The 16411-nt window shown below is 59.2% G+C and carries 13 protein-coding genes; 5 read left to right on the plus strand and 8 right to left on the minus strand.

Annotated elements, in window-relative coordinates; genetic code table 11:
• From NZ960_06490 to NZ960_06515, 6 genes are all read right to left on the minus strand, one after another.
• Window positions 1–427, minus strand: a 427-nt coding sequence (locus NZ960_06490; protein ID MCS7177247.1) for an ATP-binding protein, incomplete at its 3' end; no start/stop codon positions are given.
• 3 nt (window positions 428–430) lie between these two features.
• On the minus strand, window positions 431–1246 hold the full coding sequence (locus NZ960_06495) for a hypothetical protein (GenBank protein ID MCS7177248.1): 816 nt from the start codon (window positions 1244–1246) through the stop codon (window positions 431–433).
• Window positions 1247–1556: 310 nt separating this feature from the next.
• Window positions 1557–2252, minus strand: a complete 696-nt coding sequence (locus NZ960_06500; protein MCS7177249.1) for a hypothetical protein — start codon at window positions 2250–2252, stop codon at window positions 1557–1559.
• Window positions 2210–3175, minus strand: a complete 966-nt coding sequence (locus NZ960_06505; protein ID MCS7177250.1) for an SAM-dependent methyltransferase — start codon at window positions 3173–3175, stop codon at window positions 2210–2212. The genes NZ960_06500 and NZ960_06505 overlap by 43 nt, the downstream gene beginning before the upstream one ends.
• Before the next feature lie 105 nt (window positions 3176–3280).
• Window positions 3281–4903, minus strand: a complete 1623-nt coding sequence (locus tag NZ960_06510) for a hypothetical protein (GenBank protein MCS7177251.1) — start codon at window positions 4901–4903, stop codon at window positions 3281–3283.
• 819 nt (window positions 4904–5722) lie between these two features.
• Window positions 5723–5926 (minus strand): hypothetical protein, encoded by a 204-nt coding sequence (locus NZ960_06515; GenBank protein MCS7177252.1) that lies wholly within the window; start codon window positions 5924–5926, stop codon window positions 5723–5725.
• A gap of 296 nt (window positions 5927–6222) precedes the next feature.
• Between NZ960_06515 and NZ960_06520 the strand changes: the two genes are divergently transcribed.
• The 5 genes from NZ960_06520 (at window position 6223) to NZ960_06540 (ending at window position 12986) form a co-directional block, all read left to right on the plus strand.
• Entirely contained in the window at window positions 6223–7557 is a 1335-nt protein-coding gene (locus tag NZ960_06520; protein ID MCS7177253.1) for a hypothetical protein, read from the plus strand.
• Window positions 7558–7619: 62 nt separating this feature from the next.
• The gene (locus NZ960_06525) at window positions 7620–8309 is read left to right on the plus strand and encodes a hypothetical protein (GenBank protein MCS7177254.1); all 690 of its coding nucleotides are present in this window, start codon (window positions 7620–7622) and stop codon (window positions 8307–8309) included.
• A gap of 114 nt (window positions 8310–8423) precedes the next feature.
• Window positions 8424–9932 (plus strand): glycogen synthase, encoded by a 1509-nt coding sequence (locus NZ960_06530; protein MCS7177255.1) that lies wholly within the window; start codon window positions 8424–8426, stop codon window positions 9930–9932.
• Between the two features lie 49 nt (window positions 9933–9981).
• Window positions 9982–11193, plus strand: coding sequence for a M24 family metallopeptidase (locus NZ960_06535; GenBank protein MCS7177256.1), 1212 nt, complete (start codon window positions 9982–9984; stop codon window positions 11191–11193).
• A gap of 11 nt (window positions 11194–11204) precedes the next feature.
• Window positions 11205–12986 (plus strand): tetratricopeptide repeat protein, encoded by a 1782-nt coding sequence (locus NZ960_06540; protein MCS7177257.1) that lies wholly within the window; start codon window positions 11205–11207, stop codon window positions 12984–12986.
• Here the strand turns inward: NZ960_06540 and NZ960_06545 are convergent.
• Window positions 12983–13741, minus strand: a complete 759-nt coding sequence (locus tag NZ960_06545) for a DUF72 domain-containing protein (protein ID MCS7177258.1) — start codon at window positions 13739–13741, stop codon at window positions 12983–12985. The two genes, NZ960_06540 and NZ960_06545, sit on opposite strands and share 4 nt — an antisense overlap.
• A 3-nt stretch (window positions 13742–13744) precedes the next feature.
• Window positions 13745–16399, minus strand: coding sequence for an OmpA family protein (locus NZ960_06550; protein ID MCS7177259.1), 2655 nt, complete (start codon window positions 16397–16399; stop codon window positions 13745–13747).
• Between the last annotated feature and the right edge of the window lie 12 nt (window positions 16400–16411).

A 16411-nucleotide genomic window follows, 5' to 3' on the forward strand; every position in this document is an offset into this window, starting at 1 on the left:
GCCCTGCTGGCACTCGGTAGCGCTCAGGCACTTGGTCAATGCCGAGCGCGACGTGAATGCCTGCCTCGTCTGCGAAGCGCACAGGTCGGTCGTTCATCACCGGCATGTAAATGCCCTGGTCGTTCGAGAGGACGGCTGCGTAGGCAACAGTTGTGCCCTGCCGCATCGTGTTGGGCTTGCTCGTTACTTGCCCGAAATCGTTCGAGATGAAGTTGGAAAGATGCGTCGGCGCATCGGTGCTGTGCTCCAGGGTGTTCACGATGCCAAAGGTGCGGCTCGTCCCTTCAGGGGCTACCTGTTCAGCCTCGACGATGTCGAAGGGGTTAACGATCACCCCCGGCGCCAGCCAGAACGAGAAGGCGTCGGACGAATTGGGTTGATTTGCTGTCGCCGAAGAGAGACCGATGATGGGGCGTTTGTCAGACATGGCTTACCTCCATTTCAAGAATTGCTGCACCGCCTCGCGCGACAGGAGGCTCTCCTTCACGGCACGCTCCGCCAAGAAGATGGGGTACAGGTGCGCGTGCCAGCGGCGGTCCTGCCCGTGGGGCGTGACGCTGCGCTCGGCCACCAGCGCCCTCGAAATCTCATCAATTAACTTAGAAGGCACTGGTCCCCGAGACGGGTTCGCCAGTTCGACCTTAATGACACCCATCAGCGGGTAGTCCAGATGGGTCTGCTCCCGCAGGCGGACGTACCAGAATACTACCGTGCCCTCGCGTGTGCTGAAGGCAGCAGTGCGGTGTTCCGCCTGCAAGTTGGCAAGCAGCTTGTAGATCGAATGGCGTTCGGCACGTGGACCCTTCCCGTACACAAACTGGGGATCTTTGCGGAAATTCTTCGCCACGCCGATCACAGGCTTGATTTGATTGCCGCTACTTAACTGCTTGAGGGTTGGCTCAAACAACAAGGAGCCATCCACGATCAACCAGCAGTTCATCGAAAGGTGCGGCAGCATTGCGTTGAGAATTTCTGCCTCTAAGTTGTGCATACTAAAGCGAACCTTGCCTGCTGCTTTGTTTCGCAAGTCAAAGTCCGAGAGCACGCCGCTGACGATATCCTGCTCGGTCAGGTCCACGATCCTGATGTCTGAGTTGGCGGCAAGCGCTTCGAGTTTTGCCCAGAACGCTTCCGAGAGGCACTGCTTGCCTACCAGCAAAAGGTTGTCCACCTGTAGCGCCTCGCGCCGCACCGAGCCATCGTCCTCGCGGCGGAGCACGCAAACACCGATCTGTGCATAGTGCACGGGCGATTCGCGCTCGTTTTCCAGGATGGTGCCGAGAAAGTAAGAGCGGAACGAGCCGTCGAGGAAGTAGCGGAAAAGATGTCGCTCAGTGCGGCATAGCGGCGGTACCGGGCGGTAGAGGCGCGGGTACGCTACCGAAGGGTCACACTCGAAGATGCTCTCAAAGACCTTCTCCTCCTCATTGAGCGCCTGGTTTCGCGTTCCTCGAAGTCAGGGCGTTCTAAGTCCTCAATTGCGCCACCCACCGCAGGGAGCACCTCCACTTCTTGAGCGATGCCTTGGAGGATGTGACGCAAGTCCTGCAGGGCTTTCATTCCTCTGCCTCCACTGGTGCTTCCGGCTCGCCCGCTAGCTCGCGCAGGCTCGCTTGGATTTCGCGCAATTCGGCGTCGCTGAGCCCCCACAGTTGCGCCGCCTGCTGGTCGATTTCGGCTTCGAGCTGTTGCAGACGGGCGGTATCCCCCTGCCGCGCTGCCTCGTGCGCTGCCTGCGATAACCCCGCCAGTCGCTGGTGTACCCGATTGGACGGATCGTAGCGCGGAATGCGGATGTGTTCGAGAATGTGGGGGTCTCCGCAACTCTTTCCACCTTCTTGGGAATAGGCACGCGCGGCAAAATTAACGCACGACGAGTTGATCAACGCACAGATGTAATGTGCCTCTTCTCGCGATTCGCAGGCTACCAGTGTGACAATATGTTGCGGGACGATGACTTTCCCGCCTGATTCGCTAATAACAGCGGCGATCAATTCGGAAGCAATATTTGGCCACACCACCTTCCACAGGGCAAAGGTGTAGTCGCCAACGTCAAACATAGAATAAAACGGACCTGTTTCCACAATGTGACCGTTTTTGTCTTTACGGGTAAAGTAGCGCTTGAAAGCTGCTCGTTCGCGCAAGGTGTTCTCGAAACGCTTGAGGTAGCCGTAGGTGCGCGGATAGCGAGTTTGCAACTCCTCTTCATCTATGCCCCCCGCTTGACGGGGTCTTGCACCATCCGAATCCACGCTGAAGGTTCCGCCCGCCAGCGTTGCACATCGCGCCCGCGCAGGAGTGGATAGAGCAAGTCCGGCTCAATCGGCTCGGTCACGTCGTTCACCTTAATCTTGGCGCCTTCGGTCAGGTTGCGCACCACCACCAGACCATCGGGACGCCTCAGCACCAGCTCCACCCAGTAGACCGCGTTCGCCCCGCCAGTATAGGCGCCGGCATGCGCTTCGTAATCGGATTTGCCCAAGATTTTGCGCACGGCGCGCAGCGCCTTGGGGCGTGCGGTGAGCCACGGGGAGGTTGGGTCGTGTGGGTCAACGGGTTCGGCGACGGAGTGGAGTCTCTGCGTGGCGTCGGTGACTTCTTCCAGAGTGCTGTCGTAGGCGAAGCGAGCGCCTTTGACTCTGCGCCAAACTGTGTATGGGACGGGGTAGGTTGTGGCCTTGCCTTTCTCCAGCACGACGATCGCCGTGCGGTTCGATGCGCCTTCAAACGGCTGCAACGAAACCATGTCGTCAACGTGGATGACACCCGGCATGAGGGCGCCAGAGTTCTCTGGGATTTGGAAGCGCCGAAACCCTTGGCCCGCTCCCGAGGTCTTGAAGACCGACTGCGTAATGATGAAGCCCAACTTCCCGCCGTCTTTCAGCAGCATGTCGCAAACGATGTAGGTCATGAGCATCGAGATGTCTTTCTTGCCCTTGCCCAAAATGGTGTCCATACCCTCATGCGCGAAAAGCCCGTAGCGTTGCCAGAGGTGCTTGACGCTGTCCCGATACTTGTCGGGCAAATGCTCCCAGTTGATCCACGGGGGATTGCCGACGATGTAGTCGAACTGCCCGACGGTGAGCGGGGCGAAGTTGTTCTTGAGCAGCCTCGCCCAAAGCCCGTCCATGCCGTTGCGGTGGAGATCGAGGATTCTCTCGTAGAGGTCGCGCACACCGTTTGGCTCTCTCTGTCTGACAGCGTGAGTCCGAGACGCACCTCCACCTGCTTGAGGAAAGCGTCGGAGCTGAGTCCGCTTCGGACGCTCTCTTCCAGCAGGTCACAGAACCGGTCGAAGCGCCCTTTGGTGCAGAGAGCAGCGGGCACGAGGAAATCGCCAACGGCCGTCAGGAACTCGTAGTTGCCCGCCGTCAGCAGAGTTTCGCCCAGCGCCGGCGTTCGGACTGAATCGGCGAGGTAGACGGGGATGGTGATGTCGCCTCTGCGGTACTCGAGCAGATCGGAGATTGCCAGCAGGTAGTTGACCCTTGCAGTGATGACCGCCAACGGATTGATGTCGAAGCCGACGACGTTGTTCAGGATGGCGTTGAGTAGCTCCGCTTCGTTGACTATCAAATCGCGCCCCAGTCTCTTCATTTGGGCGATGATGAGCACGAGGAAGGTGCCAGAACCGCAAGCGGGGTCGAGCCAACGCAAGCTCAGCAGCTTCTGCTGCAGTCGGTGTTCGTGTTGGCTTGGATTGGCAGTGAAGAACTCGCTGTCCATCTGGTTGAGCAGCCTTTGGGCGAGCCAATCGGGCGTGTAGTATTCGCCCAGGTTGTGGCGAATCTCGCGGGGCAGGAGGTAGTGGTAGAGCAGCTTGAAGAGGTCGGCTCTCCTCAGGGACGATGGCGAGGGTTAACGGGTCGTATTCGTCCAACCGCTGGAGGAGCTGGCGGATGGCCTCTTCGATTCGGTCGTTCCAAGCGTAGAGGTACCAGGCGAAGAAGTCGCCTTCGAGCAGATTGGTGATTCCGTAGTGGCGGAAGATGCCTCCCGACTCCATCTCCGCAAGCCGACAGCGCAGGGTTTCGCTGTCGGCGGTGACCAATGCTCCAAAGGACGGGGCGCCCAGCTTGACGGCGAGGTGGCGCGATAGCGCGAGCCAAGCAATGAACTTGACCAGCAAGGCGAAAAAGGTGTGGAGGCAGAAGAAGAACTGTTCGGCGTCAACGGAGGCCAATCCTGCTCTGCGGGCAAACTGCTGGAGTGCATCCAGCTTGCGACCCCCGAAGGCCTCCGAGTAGTCAATGGACTGGCTGAAGAACAGTTGCCACTGCTTGAACAGGTTCTCGACCATCCTGTTGCCTTGCTCGAGGGAATTCCCAAGCCCCTCCACGAGCGCTCGCAGGATGGTTTGGGTTCGCGGATGCTGGATGTTGAAGTCCCGGTTGAGGTTTTCGGCCGTCAAAGCGATTCCCGATGCAAGGCTGGCGAGCCATCTTAGGAAGCGCTCCAGCGAGCTTTGGGTGGCGGGTGTCGGCGCCTCAACGATGAAGTCGCCTTCACGGTAGCGGACGAACACCAGGTAGTGCCCGTCGAAAGCAACGCCGGCAATGCGGTTGATGTGTTGCTTCTGTCTCTTCGCCAAGCCCGTGATGTAGTCTTTGACCTGCTTGACGGAGCGTTCCGTTGCACTGTGGGACAGGCTGCTGGACAGCGTGCCCGGGCGCTCGTACTCGATGACGAAGCGATTGAAGACGGCATCCGCCCTGCCGGTAGCGAGTGTGAGCTCTGCGCGCGCAAGGGGAGTAAGCCCAGCTTCCTGGCAGAAGTCGTCGAGCAGCCGGTCTATGGGCTGACGAAACTCTGCCTCGTTAGGCTTGCGCGGGAGCAGCCTCCTCAGCTCTTCCTGCAGGAGGCGTGCATACTTTGCGATGATGACCTGGTGGTTCTGGTGCATCTTCCCCTCCCGGCGTTGGGCTGCACAGCTAAGGACGGCGAACCGCGTCGAGGATTACCCGCATCGAGGTGCGCTCGTGGATGTGCAGTAGGACGTGAGTGTGCAGCAGGGCCGCGTCCGCCTCGAACTTCGTGTGCTCTGCCTTGCAACGTCGTGTAGCTACGGTGCATCGCACAGGACGATGGGTGAGCTTGGCAGGCCCTAGTGTGCTCTCCCTTGTATTTCCCTGAGCGTTCGCCCACCTGCGTCCTTCCATTCAGTGCGGCCATTCGCACTGCGGCCAAGCACAACACCAGCGGCTGTGGGAACTCGTAGAAGTCGCCTCTATCGACGAGAGCACCTTGCTTGACCAGGGCAGCCCTTATCCGGCGCAAGTAAGCGTGGATTGAAGGTACTTCCTGCTTGACTGCTTCTGATCTGGCGCGCACCGTAAACCCCCTCGATCCCGTCGGCGCCACGGGCTTCAGTGCCCTTGCTTTTGATGAACAGGTCCCCTTTGCCCTTCGGGTCCAGCCTGGGTTTCTCGAAGAAGTTGGCTCTCACTAACGGCAAGCAGAGGAGCACGTCCTGTAGGAAGGCCTCTGCGTCGGTCCGATCTGCTTCCGATAGGGAGGGCTCTTGGGGGACGTTACTGTTGTCCAGTTCTGCCCGCTTGGCTTCGGAGGCTAGGGCTACGAGCCTCGCCTCAATGTACTGAACGTGTGCCCTGTTGAGGTTGAAGTCCTTGCTTGTGAAGGCTGCCGCGTGCGTCCAAAAGTCCTTCTGGCACGTGTGCCGTTCTATTCGCTGAAGCACATTGTCCGCTTGACCTATGTAGACTCACGGCATTTCGCTCTCCTCGCTTGGCCCCCACAGGGTGTACACATCAGTTCGCCTGATTTCTTCTCGCTTCCTGGCTTCCGGCGGAGAGGCATGTGGGAAGATGACCCCCAACCCGCTCCAGTTGGATTTTTCGATGCTGCGGAGCCCCTCAGGTTCTCCAGAGGGGATGAAGATGTGGGAGAAGCCTTTGCCGCTGCTCATAGCCCTTGCTCTTGTACTCCTACTTCGCGTGAATTCAGCTTAGAGTTGGCCTACGGAGCCACATCCGTTATGATGTAGGGCAGCGAGGGAGTTGTGGGGAATCTATGTACGCTCTATGGCTTGCCCTTGCCCTTCAGGTCCTACTTCTCCGGCTCTCCGTCGAGTGGGGCTTCATAGGCTCGCTGATTTCGATAGCCTGCGGGCCTTTGGCTAGGTGCTTGCTGGGTGGGGGAGCGGATGGGTAGCAGCGGCTTTTTTATTTTGCGTTAGGATGGGATTGCAACGGAGGTTGGTCAATGTGGCGCTGGTGCGGAGTCTGGGCAGGGGCAATCCTTCCAGTTGTGGCGCAAACATGGTTCCCGGTTGCAGGCGTAGAGCCTTTCGTGCATCGCATCCTGTGCCCGCCGGAGGACCCGCGCACGGTGATCGTATGTGCGGACTCCTTCCCTCCGGTTGCGGAGGTGTGGCGGAGCAACATTCAGTTCTTCGGCGGCCATGGTTTTCGGGTCAGCACCGACAGCGGGCGGACGTTCGGAGAGGCGCGGCTGGTGGGGTTCTCCGTGCGTGATATCCTGCCATTGCCGGAGGCATCTCGGACATGGCTTGCTGCGGTAGCAGAGGTGGCCACGGGTGGTGTCGTCATCTCGTCGGATGCCGGGCGGACGTGGCAGTGGACGGAGAATCCACGGTGTGGGGCCTTCGTGGAGCGGCTCGCCGTGCGGTGGGGGAGGAATCCCGTCTTCTTTGCGGCTGTTCTCAACACGAACCAAGGCTGCCGTGTCTCCCGCGATACCTTTGCAACGTGTACAGGGGACCTCTCGTTTCCAGTGCAGGCACGGGATATCGCGGTTCGGGGGGATACAGTGTACTTGGCTGCCGATGGGTATTTGGCCGGGGGCGTCTGGCGCTCTACCGATGATGGACGGACATGGCAGAAAGACTCCGTGGGTTTAGGGGAACTGCGGATTTGGTGCGTTGTCCCTTCCCGGCATCAGCCGGGAGTGCTGCTATGTGGGGCTGATTCATTGATCAGCGCAACACAGAGCGTCGGACGCGGGATTTATCGGTCAGAGGATGGGGGAAAGACATGGCGTCTGGTGGGTGCACCAGGGGTGCGGGTTATGGCCATTGCCGAACATCCGTTGGACCCGCGCTACTGGGTGGCGGCAGGTGACACAACGGGTGTTTGGGTCAGCGGCTCCTACGGCACGGCGTGGGAGCTGCATTCCGATGGGCTACCGCCAGGCATCCCTGTCCGGACGGTCGCCTTACCAGCGTGGCCGACCACCGAAGGGGTGGTGGCGTTTGCAGGGCTGAGTGGGGGTGGGCTCTACCGTTCTCGTCCAATCGTAACATCGGTCACCTCACCGGCTTCGGTCCAATCCGAAATCACCGTGCTTCGAGTAACTCCGAACTCGCTGACGATCTCTTACTCCTTCCCTGAAGGTGACACCGTGTGGTGGGAAATCGTGGACGTGCTCGGTAGGAGGGTTGCGCGATCCTCGGCTCGGTGGATGACTGTAGGTCAGGAAACGTGGGAGCTTCCCGTGTCGCTACCGCCTGGGTGGTATGCCCTCCACGGAGTCGGCAGGCGCTATATGCAGGCAGTACCGTTTGTGGTAGTGCCGTAGGCAGGGCAATTTGTGGGCCTTGGGCCCGAGAATATGTATCACCTGCCGGAGTAGAGTGAGCCATGACTGAGCTGACGACCCCTTCGCAGCCAGCAGTGCCATCCGAGCCAACGGCTCCAACCCTTCCGGAAGTGCTGACCTTCGGTGACCTTTTGTCGCACTCCTTCCGATGGGGCTTCGGGCAGTACTTCCGCATCTTGCTCGCATTGCTCCTATGGGTGCTGACGTTGTGGATCCCATACGTCAATGTAGGGACGACGATTGCCCTCACCGTAGGCATCCCACTGTTGTTGAGCCGTCAAGAACGGATCGATCCAACCATCATCTTCGACCGGCGCTACCGAGACGCAATGGCGGACTGGCTCCTCTTGGTGGTGCTGTTGATCTTTGGAATCATTGCGGGGCTGCTGTTCTTTGTCATCCCAGGGCTTGTGCTGACGGTAGGCTGGGTGTTGGCACCATTGCTCCTTGTGGACAGAGGCAGTACTCCTACGGAGGCCTTGCGTCTGAGCTGGAGAGTGACGCTAGGAGAGAAGTGGACACTCTTCTTCGGGCGCTTGGCGGTCCAACTGCTCTGCTTCATTCCAGCAGCTATCATTGGGGCCATACTGGTTGCAGTGCTACCGGAGGGTGAGGTGATCACCGACGTTGTGCTCGGAATCTACGGGGTGCTAGCTTATGCAGGGCTAGTCGCTGTCGATCTCGGCTACTTGGGCTACGCTTACGCTGTTTTAGGCAAGCGCTCAGAGTAGCTGCTCTGCTGGACACGTGTACCTCGTTGGGTCCTGCTGGGGCGGGGGAGCGTTTTTTCTTAATTTTGCAAAAACTTTGCGAGCACTGCCGAACCGCTTACGTAGGCGAGCTGGATGGCACGACCAATTAGCGTTCTTTTCGTCTCATCTGAAGTGTACCCGTTTGCCAAGACAGGGGGGCTCGCTGACGTCTCCTACGGCCTGGTGATGGCCCTGCGCGAGCAGGGGGTTGATGTCCGGGTGATGTTCCCAAAGTACGGCTGCGTCAGCGAGCGAAAGAACCATATCCATGAGATTCGCCGCCTGCGCTTGATGGAGATCCCGATGGGAGACCGTCGGGAGCCTGTTTCCATCAAGTCCTCTACGCTCCAGAATCCGAGGGTACGCGTGCAGGTGTACGTCACGACCAACTACCACTACTTCGACAGCCGCAAAGGGTTCTACGCTGACCCGCAGACGGGCAAACCCTATCCAGACAACGACGAGCGCTTCCTCTTCTTCTGCCGCTCGGTAGTGGAGATGTGCCGTTTCCTGCGGTGGTTTCCTGACATTATCCATGCGAACGACTGGCAGACGGCGCCACTGGGAGCCTACCTGCGGGCTCTCTACCCCAACGAGTTCCGACGCACACGCTTTGTCTTTACCCTCCACTCCCTTGCTGACCAGGGCATCTTCCCACCAGAGACGCTGCAGAAGACCGGGTTACCGAGCGAGTACTACGAGCGCCTGCTCCATCGGGGTATGGTCAACTTCGTGAAAGCGGGGATCGAGTTTGCCGATGTCGTCACGACGGTGAGCCCGACGTATGCCCAGGAGATCCTCTCTGGTGCGGTGGATGCCAATGGCTTGGATGAAGTACTGCGGAGTCGGCATGCGGAGACCTTCGTGGGCATCCTCAACGGAGTGGACTCGACGATTTGGAATCCGCAGACGGACCCCTACTTGGATAACCACTACGATGCTAACTCTGTGTGGCAGGTGAAGCCGCTGAATAAGCGGCTGTTGCTGGAGCGGATGGAGCTGCGGTATGACCCCAAAGTACCCGTCATCGGCATCATCTCGCGACTCCATCCGGTCAAGGGAATCGAGCTGCTGCTGGAAGTAGCTCCGACGTTGCTCTCCCGCCGCGATGTCCAAATGGTCTTCTTGGGGGACGGACTGCCAGAGTACCGAGCAGCACTGCAGAAGCTGCAGCGGCAGTTCCCGCGCCGCTTCGCCCTACGCTTGGGGTTTGATGAACCTCTGGCGCATTTGATCGAGGCTGGTGCTGACATGCTCCTCATGCCGTCTCTACAGGAGCCATGTGGCCAGAACCAGATGTACTCTATGCTGTACGGCACAGTCCCGATCGTGCGGGCTACCGGAGGATTGCGCGACACTGTACAGGACTTCAATCCTGCAACAGGGGAGGGGACGGGGATTGTCTTTGAGGAACCGACTGCGGAGGCCCTCCTGGCAGCTATTGAGCGGGCACTGCAGCTCTATCGACAGCCGGAGCTGTGGCAGCGACTTGTTGCAAATGGTATGGCGCAGGACTTCTCCTGGCGGCGGTCTGCACAGGCGTACGTCGCTCTCTACCGTTCACTGCTCAAGAGCAAAGAGCCGGCGCGGATAGCTGCGTGAGTGGGCGATTGTGCTACCTCCGTCTCCTATCAGCACCACCGCGGAAAGCATGCACCGTACAGCACAGCAAGCTCTGTGGGAACGCATCCGGCGGCTCTTGCAGCGGGAAGGGATCAACGCATGGCTACTCCACGACTTTCGGGGAGCTAACCGTTTCGCGATACAGCTCTTGGGTCTCCCTACGACGTTCTACGCGACCCGCCGATGGGCGGTCCTCGTTCCGGCTCGTGGGACTCCGCAGAAAGCCGTCCACGCTATCGAGTCCCACGTTCTGCGCGACGTGGAGGCCGAGGAGCGGCTCTACAAGACGCATCAGGACTGGCAGGGAATCTTGGCCGAGTGGTGTCGGCGGTATCCGCGGCTGGCCGTTGAGTACTCGCCATACGGCGAGCTACCGGTGGTGTCTATCCTTGATGCCGGAACGGCTGAACTCCTACGACGGTTTGGTGCAGAGCTCGTCAGCTCAGCCGACCTCCTCCAGGAGCTCGTTGCTGTCTACTCTCCTGAGGAGCTGGAGCAACAGGCCAGGACAGCCCAGGTGCTCTACGAGATTGTCCAGGATGCATTCGCGTGGGTGCGCGACCACTTACGGCAGGGCGTGCACCCCCAGGAGTACGCTGTTCAGCAGTGGCTTCTGGAACAATTAACGGCTCGTGGACTCCAGACGGACCATCCCCCAATTGTTGCCCGTACGGAGCGGGCAGCGAACCCACATTACAGTCCTACAGCCTCCGATACGGCTCCAATCCGAGTCGGGGACCTGCTGCTCATCGATCTCTGGGCTCGTCCTTCACATCCTTCGGCACTGTACGCTGACATCACGTGGATGGCGTATGCCGGTGAGGAAGTCCCCGAAAGGTTCGTCGAAGCGTTTGCTGTGTTGGCTCGGGCACGAGATGGCGCCATTGAGCTCATCCGTAATGCTGTGGAGCATGAGCGGCCCCTTGCTGGTTACGAAGTGGACCGCCATGTTCGCTCTATCCTCTCGGCTGCTGGCTATGGTGAGAACTTCCTACATCGCACCGGACATAGCTTGGGCACAGAAGTCCACGGTCCCGGGGCGAACTTAGACGACTACGAGACCCATGATACCCGACACCTCCTGCACGGGAGTGTCGTCACCGTAGAGCCTGGCATCTACTGTCCTGGAGAATTTGGGATGCGGACGGAGGTCAACGTTCAGCTTCGGCACGGAGGACAAGTCGTCGTCTGCCCACAGCCTGTTCAGCAGGCCATAGTTCCGCTATTGAGTCCTCACTAAGCGAGGCTGCAATGAGATGGGCTCTCTTCTTTGCTATAGCGGCGCTTGCCTGGGCTCAGGTCCGGGTAGATGTGGCCGAACAGCAGCGGTTGGCTCAGACGTTGGAGGCTATCGGAGACTATGCCGGTGCAGCACAGGTGTATGAGCGGCTCCTCCGCTCGTTTCCCGACTCGGCGGTATATCTCATCGGGTGGGGGCGGGCATACGCTAAGCTGCAACGTGCAAAGGAGGTGCTCCCGCAGGTAAGGGCTTTCCTCCAGCGCCAGCCTCTGCCGGTCGTCTGGGCGTTCTTAGGGGAGGTGTACTGGTACCTGCAACAGCCGGATTCGGCACGGTGGGCCTGGGAAGAGGCCTTGCGCCGTGCCCCGATAGAACCGAGCAGCTATCGAGCTGTAGCGTCAGCCCAGTACAACGTCCGACTCACGGACGAAGCTATCGCAACTCTCCTGCGCGGGCGGCGGCAACTACGCCAAGACACCCTCTTTGCCGATGAGCTGAGTGCATGGTACGTCCGCATCGGGGATGTCGAGCGCGGCGTCCAGGAAATCCTATCGCTCGTTCGGCAGCGGAGCCCGCTTGCGCTCCTCCAGTCCCGCCTCCTTCAGTATCTAAGCCTCCCCGAGGCAGCGCAGCGAATTCGGCCACTTATGGAGCGGTATAGCCGGGAGTATCCCCGAGACACTCTGCTACGGCGGTTGTTTGTCTGGTTCCTCCAGGAGATTGGTGACGGGACTGCAGCCTTGGAACAGCTTCAGCAACTGGATGAGCTCTCTGGCGGCACAGGCATAGAGCTGCTACAGTTTGCAGAAGGGGCTCGGCAGAGTGAGCAGTTTGAGCTTGCCCTACAGGCTTATCAGCGGACGCTCCAGAGACGCCCGAGTCGGGAGGTCCGCCTCCGAGCCCTCTACGGCTATGTGCGGACGGCGGAGCAATTGGTTCGTCAGGGTGTGCGCGATATCCCCTGGCAACAGATTCGTCGCGATTACGAGGCGCTCGTCCGGGAGGCTGATACGCTACCGATTAGTGCTGAGGCACTCTACGCTTTGGGGCTGTTCCTGCGGGATGTTGTCCGGGACAGGGTCGCTGCTCGATCTGTCTTGCAAGCGCTCCTTCAGCGTTTTCCACAGACACAGTGGGCAGCCCTTGCCCTCGTCGCAATGGTGCCGATAGCGCTGCAGGCTGATGACCTAACGCAGGCGTCGACTCTTCTCCAGAAGGCACTTGCGTACGAGACTCTCGTTCCGGAGGCTGCAGAATGGGCGCGCTTCTGGCAGGCGGAGCTCCAGTTCTTCCAGGGTCGTTTGGATAGCGCCCGCGCTCTCTATGCTACGGTGGGACTCCAGACCAGCAGTCCAGCGGCGAACAATGCCCTTGAACGGTTGACGCTGCTGGAAACGGCTCCCGACTCTGCACTCCTTCGGCTCTTTGCAGTCGCTGAATTGGCTTTCCTCCAGGAGCGGTTTGACCGAGCACAGGCACTCTACCTCCGCGTGGTAGAGCAGTCGGGGGAGGATACACCCTTAGCCGAGACATCCTTACTGAAGGCGGCGATGGCAGCTTTTGCTCGTTCGGACCTCAATGAGGCTCAACGGTTAATCACTCGGCTGCTTGCCGAGAAAGACGATGTACTCTATGGAGACCGGGCTCTCCTGCTACTTGGCGACATCCTAGAGCAGCAACAGCGACACAGGGAGGCAATAGCGGTCTACCAGCAGCTCTTGATGCGGTATCCTACCTCGATTTACTCCCCAGAAGCCCGGCGGCGTCTCCAGCGCCTCCGGCAAGGCACTTAAAGGTAGCTCTGGATGAGCTCTTGTAGGCGGAGAGCGTCGCGGGGGGCGGTGCCGGCAGTGTTGTTGAAGTAAGCGTAGACTCGGAGGCCGGCAGAGAGGGCCTCAGCAAGGCGAGCCGCCCACGGTTGGAGTTCGGCGTCGGAATACCGATGCGCGTATCCGCCCTCCAATCCATGGAACCGGACGTAGACAAACGGCGCAGTGACGGTCAAGAACGAAGGGAAGCGGAGGGAATCGCTCCACACAGTCGCGACTCTATGCCGCTGGAGGAGTTGCCAGACCTGGGGGATATTCCAGGAGGGGTGACGGAATTCCACTGCATGCTCTACCTCCGAAGGGAGGGCTTGAAGGAAAGAGCGGAGCCATACCAGATCGCAGGTGTGGCGTGGTGGGAATTGCCACAGAATTGGACCTCGTCGTGTCCCGAGGGCAGCGGTTCCCTCTATCAGCCGGGAGAGGTCGGCCGAACTATCTTGAGCTGTTGTGGGTTGATGAGTTAGTGTCCGTGGGGCTTTTACAGCGAAGCAGAACTGTTCTGAGACGGAACGTGCCCACTCTTGGAAGCGCTGGGGTGGTGGGAGAGCGTAGAAAGTGCTGTTGAGCTCGACAGTCGTAAAGTACTGCGCATAGAACTCCAGCCACCTCCGTTGCGGAAGGGACTTTGGGTACCACCACGACCGCCACTCTCGGTAGGTCCACCCGCTCGTCCCGACGTGGAGGCTGGAGACCCTGAAGGTATCGCTCGCAGGATCCATCCCCTAAGGAGCGACGGCTCCTGCCTCGATCGGCGTGCTGATGAGGATTTGGACTGTGCGGTTGTAGAAGCGCCCTTCCGGGAGGTCGTTCGTATAGAGCGGATCGTCTTCCCCGACGCCACGGGCGGTCAGGCTCTGGTAGCGTCCTTTGGCATACTGCTCTATAGCCCGATAGACCGTTCGGGCACGATTTTCGGAGAGCCTCTTGTTGTGGTCGTAGAGTCCAACTACGTCGGTGTGGCCGATGATCTCAATTGTGGAGTTGGGAAAGACTCGTGGGAAGACGTACTCTCGTAGAATTCGCTCGTTGAGCGGTCCTGCGTCGTAGCGGTCGAAGGGGAAGAGGATGAGGTTGTAGCGCTCGAGAGTCCGGTCGGCCATGCGCTCTATCTTCTTCTGTTCTGTGGTCACCTGCATGACCGGGATTGCGATCGGATCGGAAGCGCACTCCTGGCCCGTCTTGCTCCGCACGATGAGTCGGGCTTGGTAGGGGATTTCGTCGTCGGGGTATTCACCCTTGGCGTTGACCCAGTCCCAAGTATACGAAGGAGTGGACCTCCCAATGTCTGTCAGGGTCTTCCACGCCTGTCCGCCACGGGTGATTTCAATACGGCGGCTCTCCACAAGATTATCCGCAATGCCGTTACGCATCACGAATTCCATTGTCTCCGGCGAAGGAAGCCGCTTGGGGTCACGGCTCAAGATAGGCTTGATTACTTCCCAATCGGAGCAGATCAGCTCAACGCGGCGGTTTTCCACAATCCCCTGTGGGTCGTTGAGGTTGGAAGGGACTTGGGGTAGGTTTCGAACGGTGATCTTCATCCGCTCTGGGCTGATTCCCCAGATGTCCCTCAGGTAGTTGAAGACGGCCTGAGCTCGTTCCAGAGAGAGTCCAGGGCGCTTCTCTGCAGGCGTTTTATTGTCATTACAGCCGACGATCTCGAGCCGTGCATTGGGGTTCTTCCGGAGGCGGTAGCCGTAGATGTTGAGAATGTGGTAGTACTTTTCCAGCGTGCCTCCCGGGATGCGCTCGTCACTGAATGTGGCGGTCTCCTGCGGGCTTTGGAAGAGGACGTACCGGTCTGGGATTCGAGACGAGCCTTCGTCGAAGAAGACGTAGTGCAACAGGGGGAAGAGCTCAATAGAAGCCACTTCCTCCATAACTAAGCCTCGAAAGCTCGCAATCTTGGGATCCTCTTGAGCCCGACGTCGGACGTAGTCGGCTGGTTCGATGTTGGCTTCTAGGACTGGACGTTGTCCGAGGGTAAGCACTACTCGAATCTCGAGGCTCTTCTGGGCCTCCTCCTCTGTTCGTGCCTCTGGCGGCTTCTCTACGTGGACTTTCTGCGTGACGCTACCGTAGTTGGGATTGTAGGCGGTGATCTCTAGGTCGAATTCTTTGATGCCCAGCTTCGGGTCACCAAAGTCTGTGGCGCTGACGACGTACTGAAACTCTGTCCGGGTGGTGCCAGAACCGGAGACAGTGTCTGTTGTAATCCTCCCAGTGATGGGATTGCGGATGGTGATCTTCGCAGGGATGTCAGCACCAGTACATTCGTCGATTACCCGCCCGACGATGTTGACTGCGCGGAAGAACGTTGGGACGAACGCCATGAAGAGATCGTAGTCACCTTGGTATCCCGGCAGGTCGCGCCGCTTTGAGCCGAAGTAGAGGACATTTCCTGCCGCTGGTAGTGTTAGGAAGAGCTCGTCTTCATCAGTGTTCAGTGGACGTCCCAGGTTTTGGGGCCGCGACCAGCTCCCATCTGGTTGGCGTCGAACGATGTAGAAGTCCAAGCCGCCAAAGTTCGGTTTGTGTCCGTCGGAGGCGAAGAAGAAGGTTTGGTTGTCAGCAGCGATGAAAGGAGAGGCTTCGCGTCCTGGGGTGTTGATCTCGCTCAGGTTGACAGCAGGTTTCCACTCGCCTCGCTCGAAATCGAAGTCGCTGTACCAGATGTCCAGGTTCCCCTGGCCATGGGGTCCTGGACGGTTGGAGACGAAGTATAGGCGGCTCTTGTCGGGAGCAATCGAGGGTTGCGCTTCCCAGAAGGCAGAGTTGATGTTGGGCCCTAAGTTCCGAGGCCGAGCCCACCGATCGCCTTCAATCTCGGTGACGTAGATGTCGCAGCTTCCTAGACCATCAGGGCGATTGCAGCCGGTGAAGAACAGTGTTCGACCGTCAGCAGCAATGGTAGCAACGCCTTCGTTATAACGAGTGTTGACGCCAAGGTCGCCCAGTTCCGTCGTTGTGTCGATGTTGAAAGGCGGAAAGAAGATTGTGTCTAAGGGGTTCTCTTTCCGTGCAGCCCAGAAGTCGTGTGAGAAGTTGCCGTCAGGGAGGCGCTTGCTGCCGGGTCTATTGGACACAAAATAGAGGGTTCGGCCATCAGCAGTAACCGTAGGCGCATAGTCAGCGTACGGCGAGTTGACGACTGGGCCTAGGTTGATGATGCGGATGTAGCGACTTCCAAGGATTGTTTCCTGTTCCTGTTGAAGCGGCCGTGGCTCGATAACAGCTGCGTAGAGGTACAGAGAGCTCTCCTCAGGAATCGGAAGGCTTGTAGCCCTTAGAGAGAGGGGCTCACTCCAATGCGGCTCCTTCCCCCAAAGGATAGCAGTCAGTAGAGCGATGCCGTAGGTAGCTACTCTACGGTACATCCGTACAACCCC

Origin of the sequence: Candidatus Kapaibacterium sp. (assembly GCA_025059875.1) — a bacterium.
Taxonomy (GTDB): domain Bacteria; phylum Bacteroidota; class Ignavibacteria; order Kapaibacteriales; family HRBIN21; genus HRBIN21.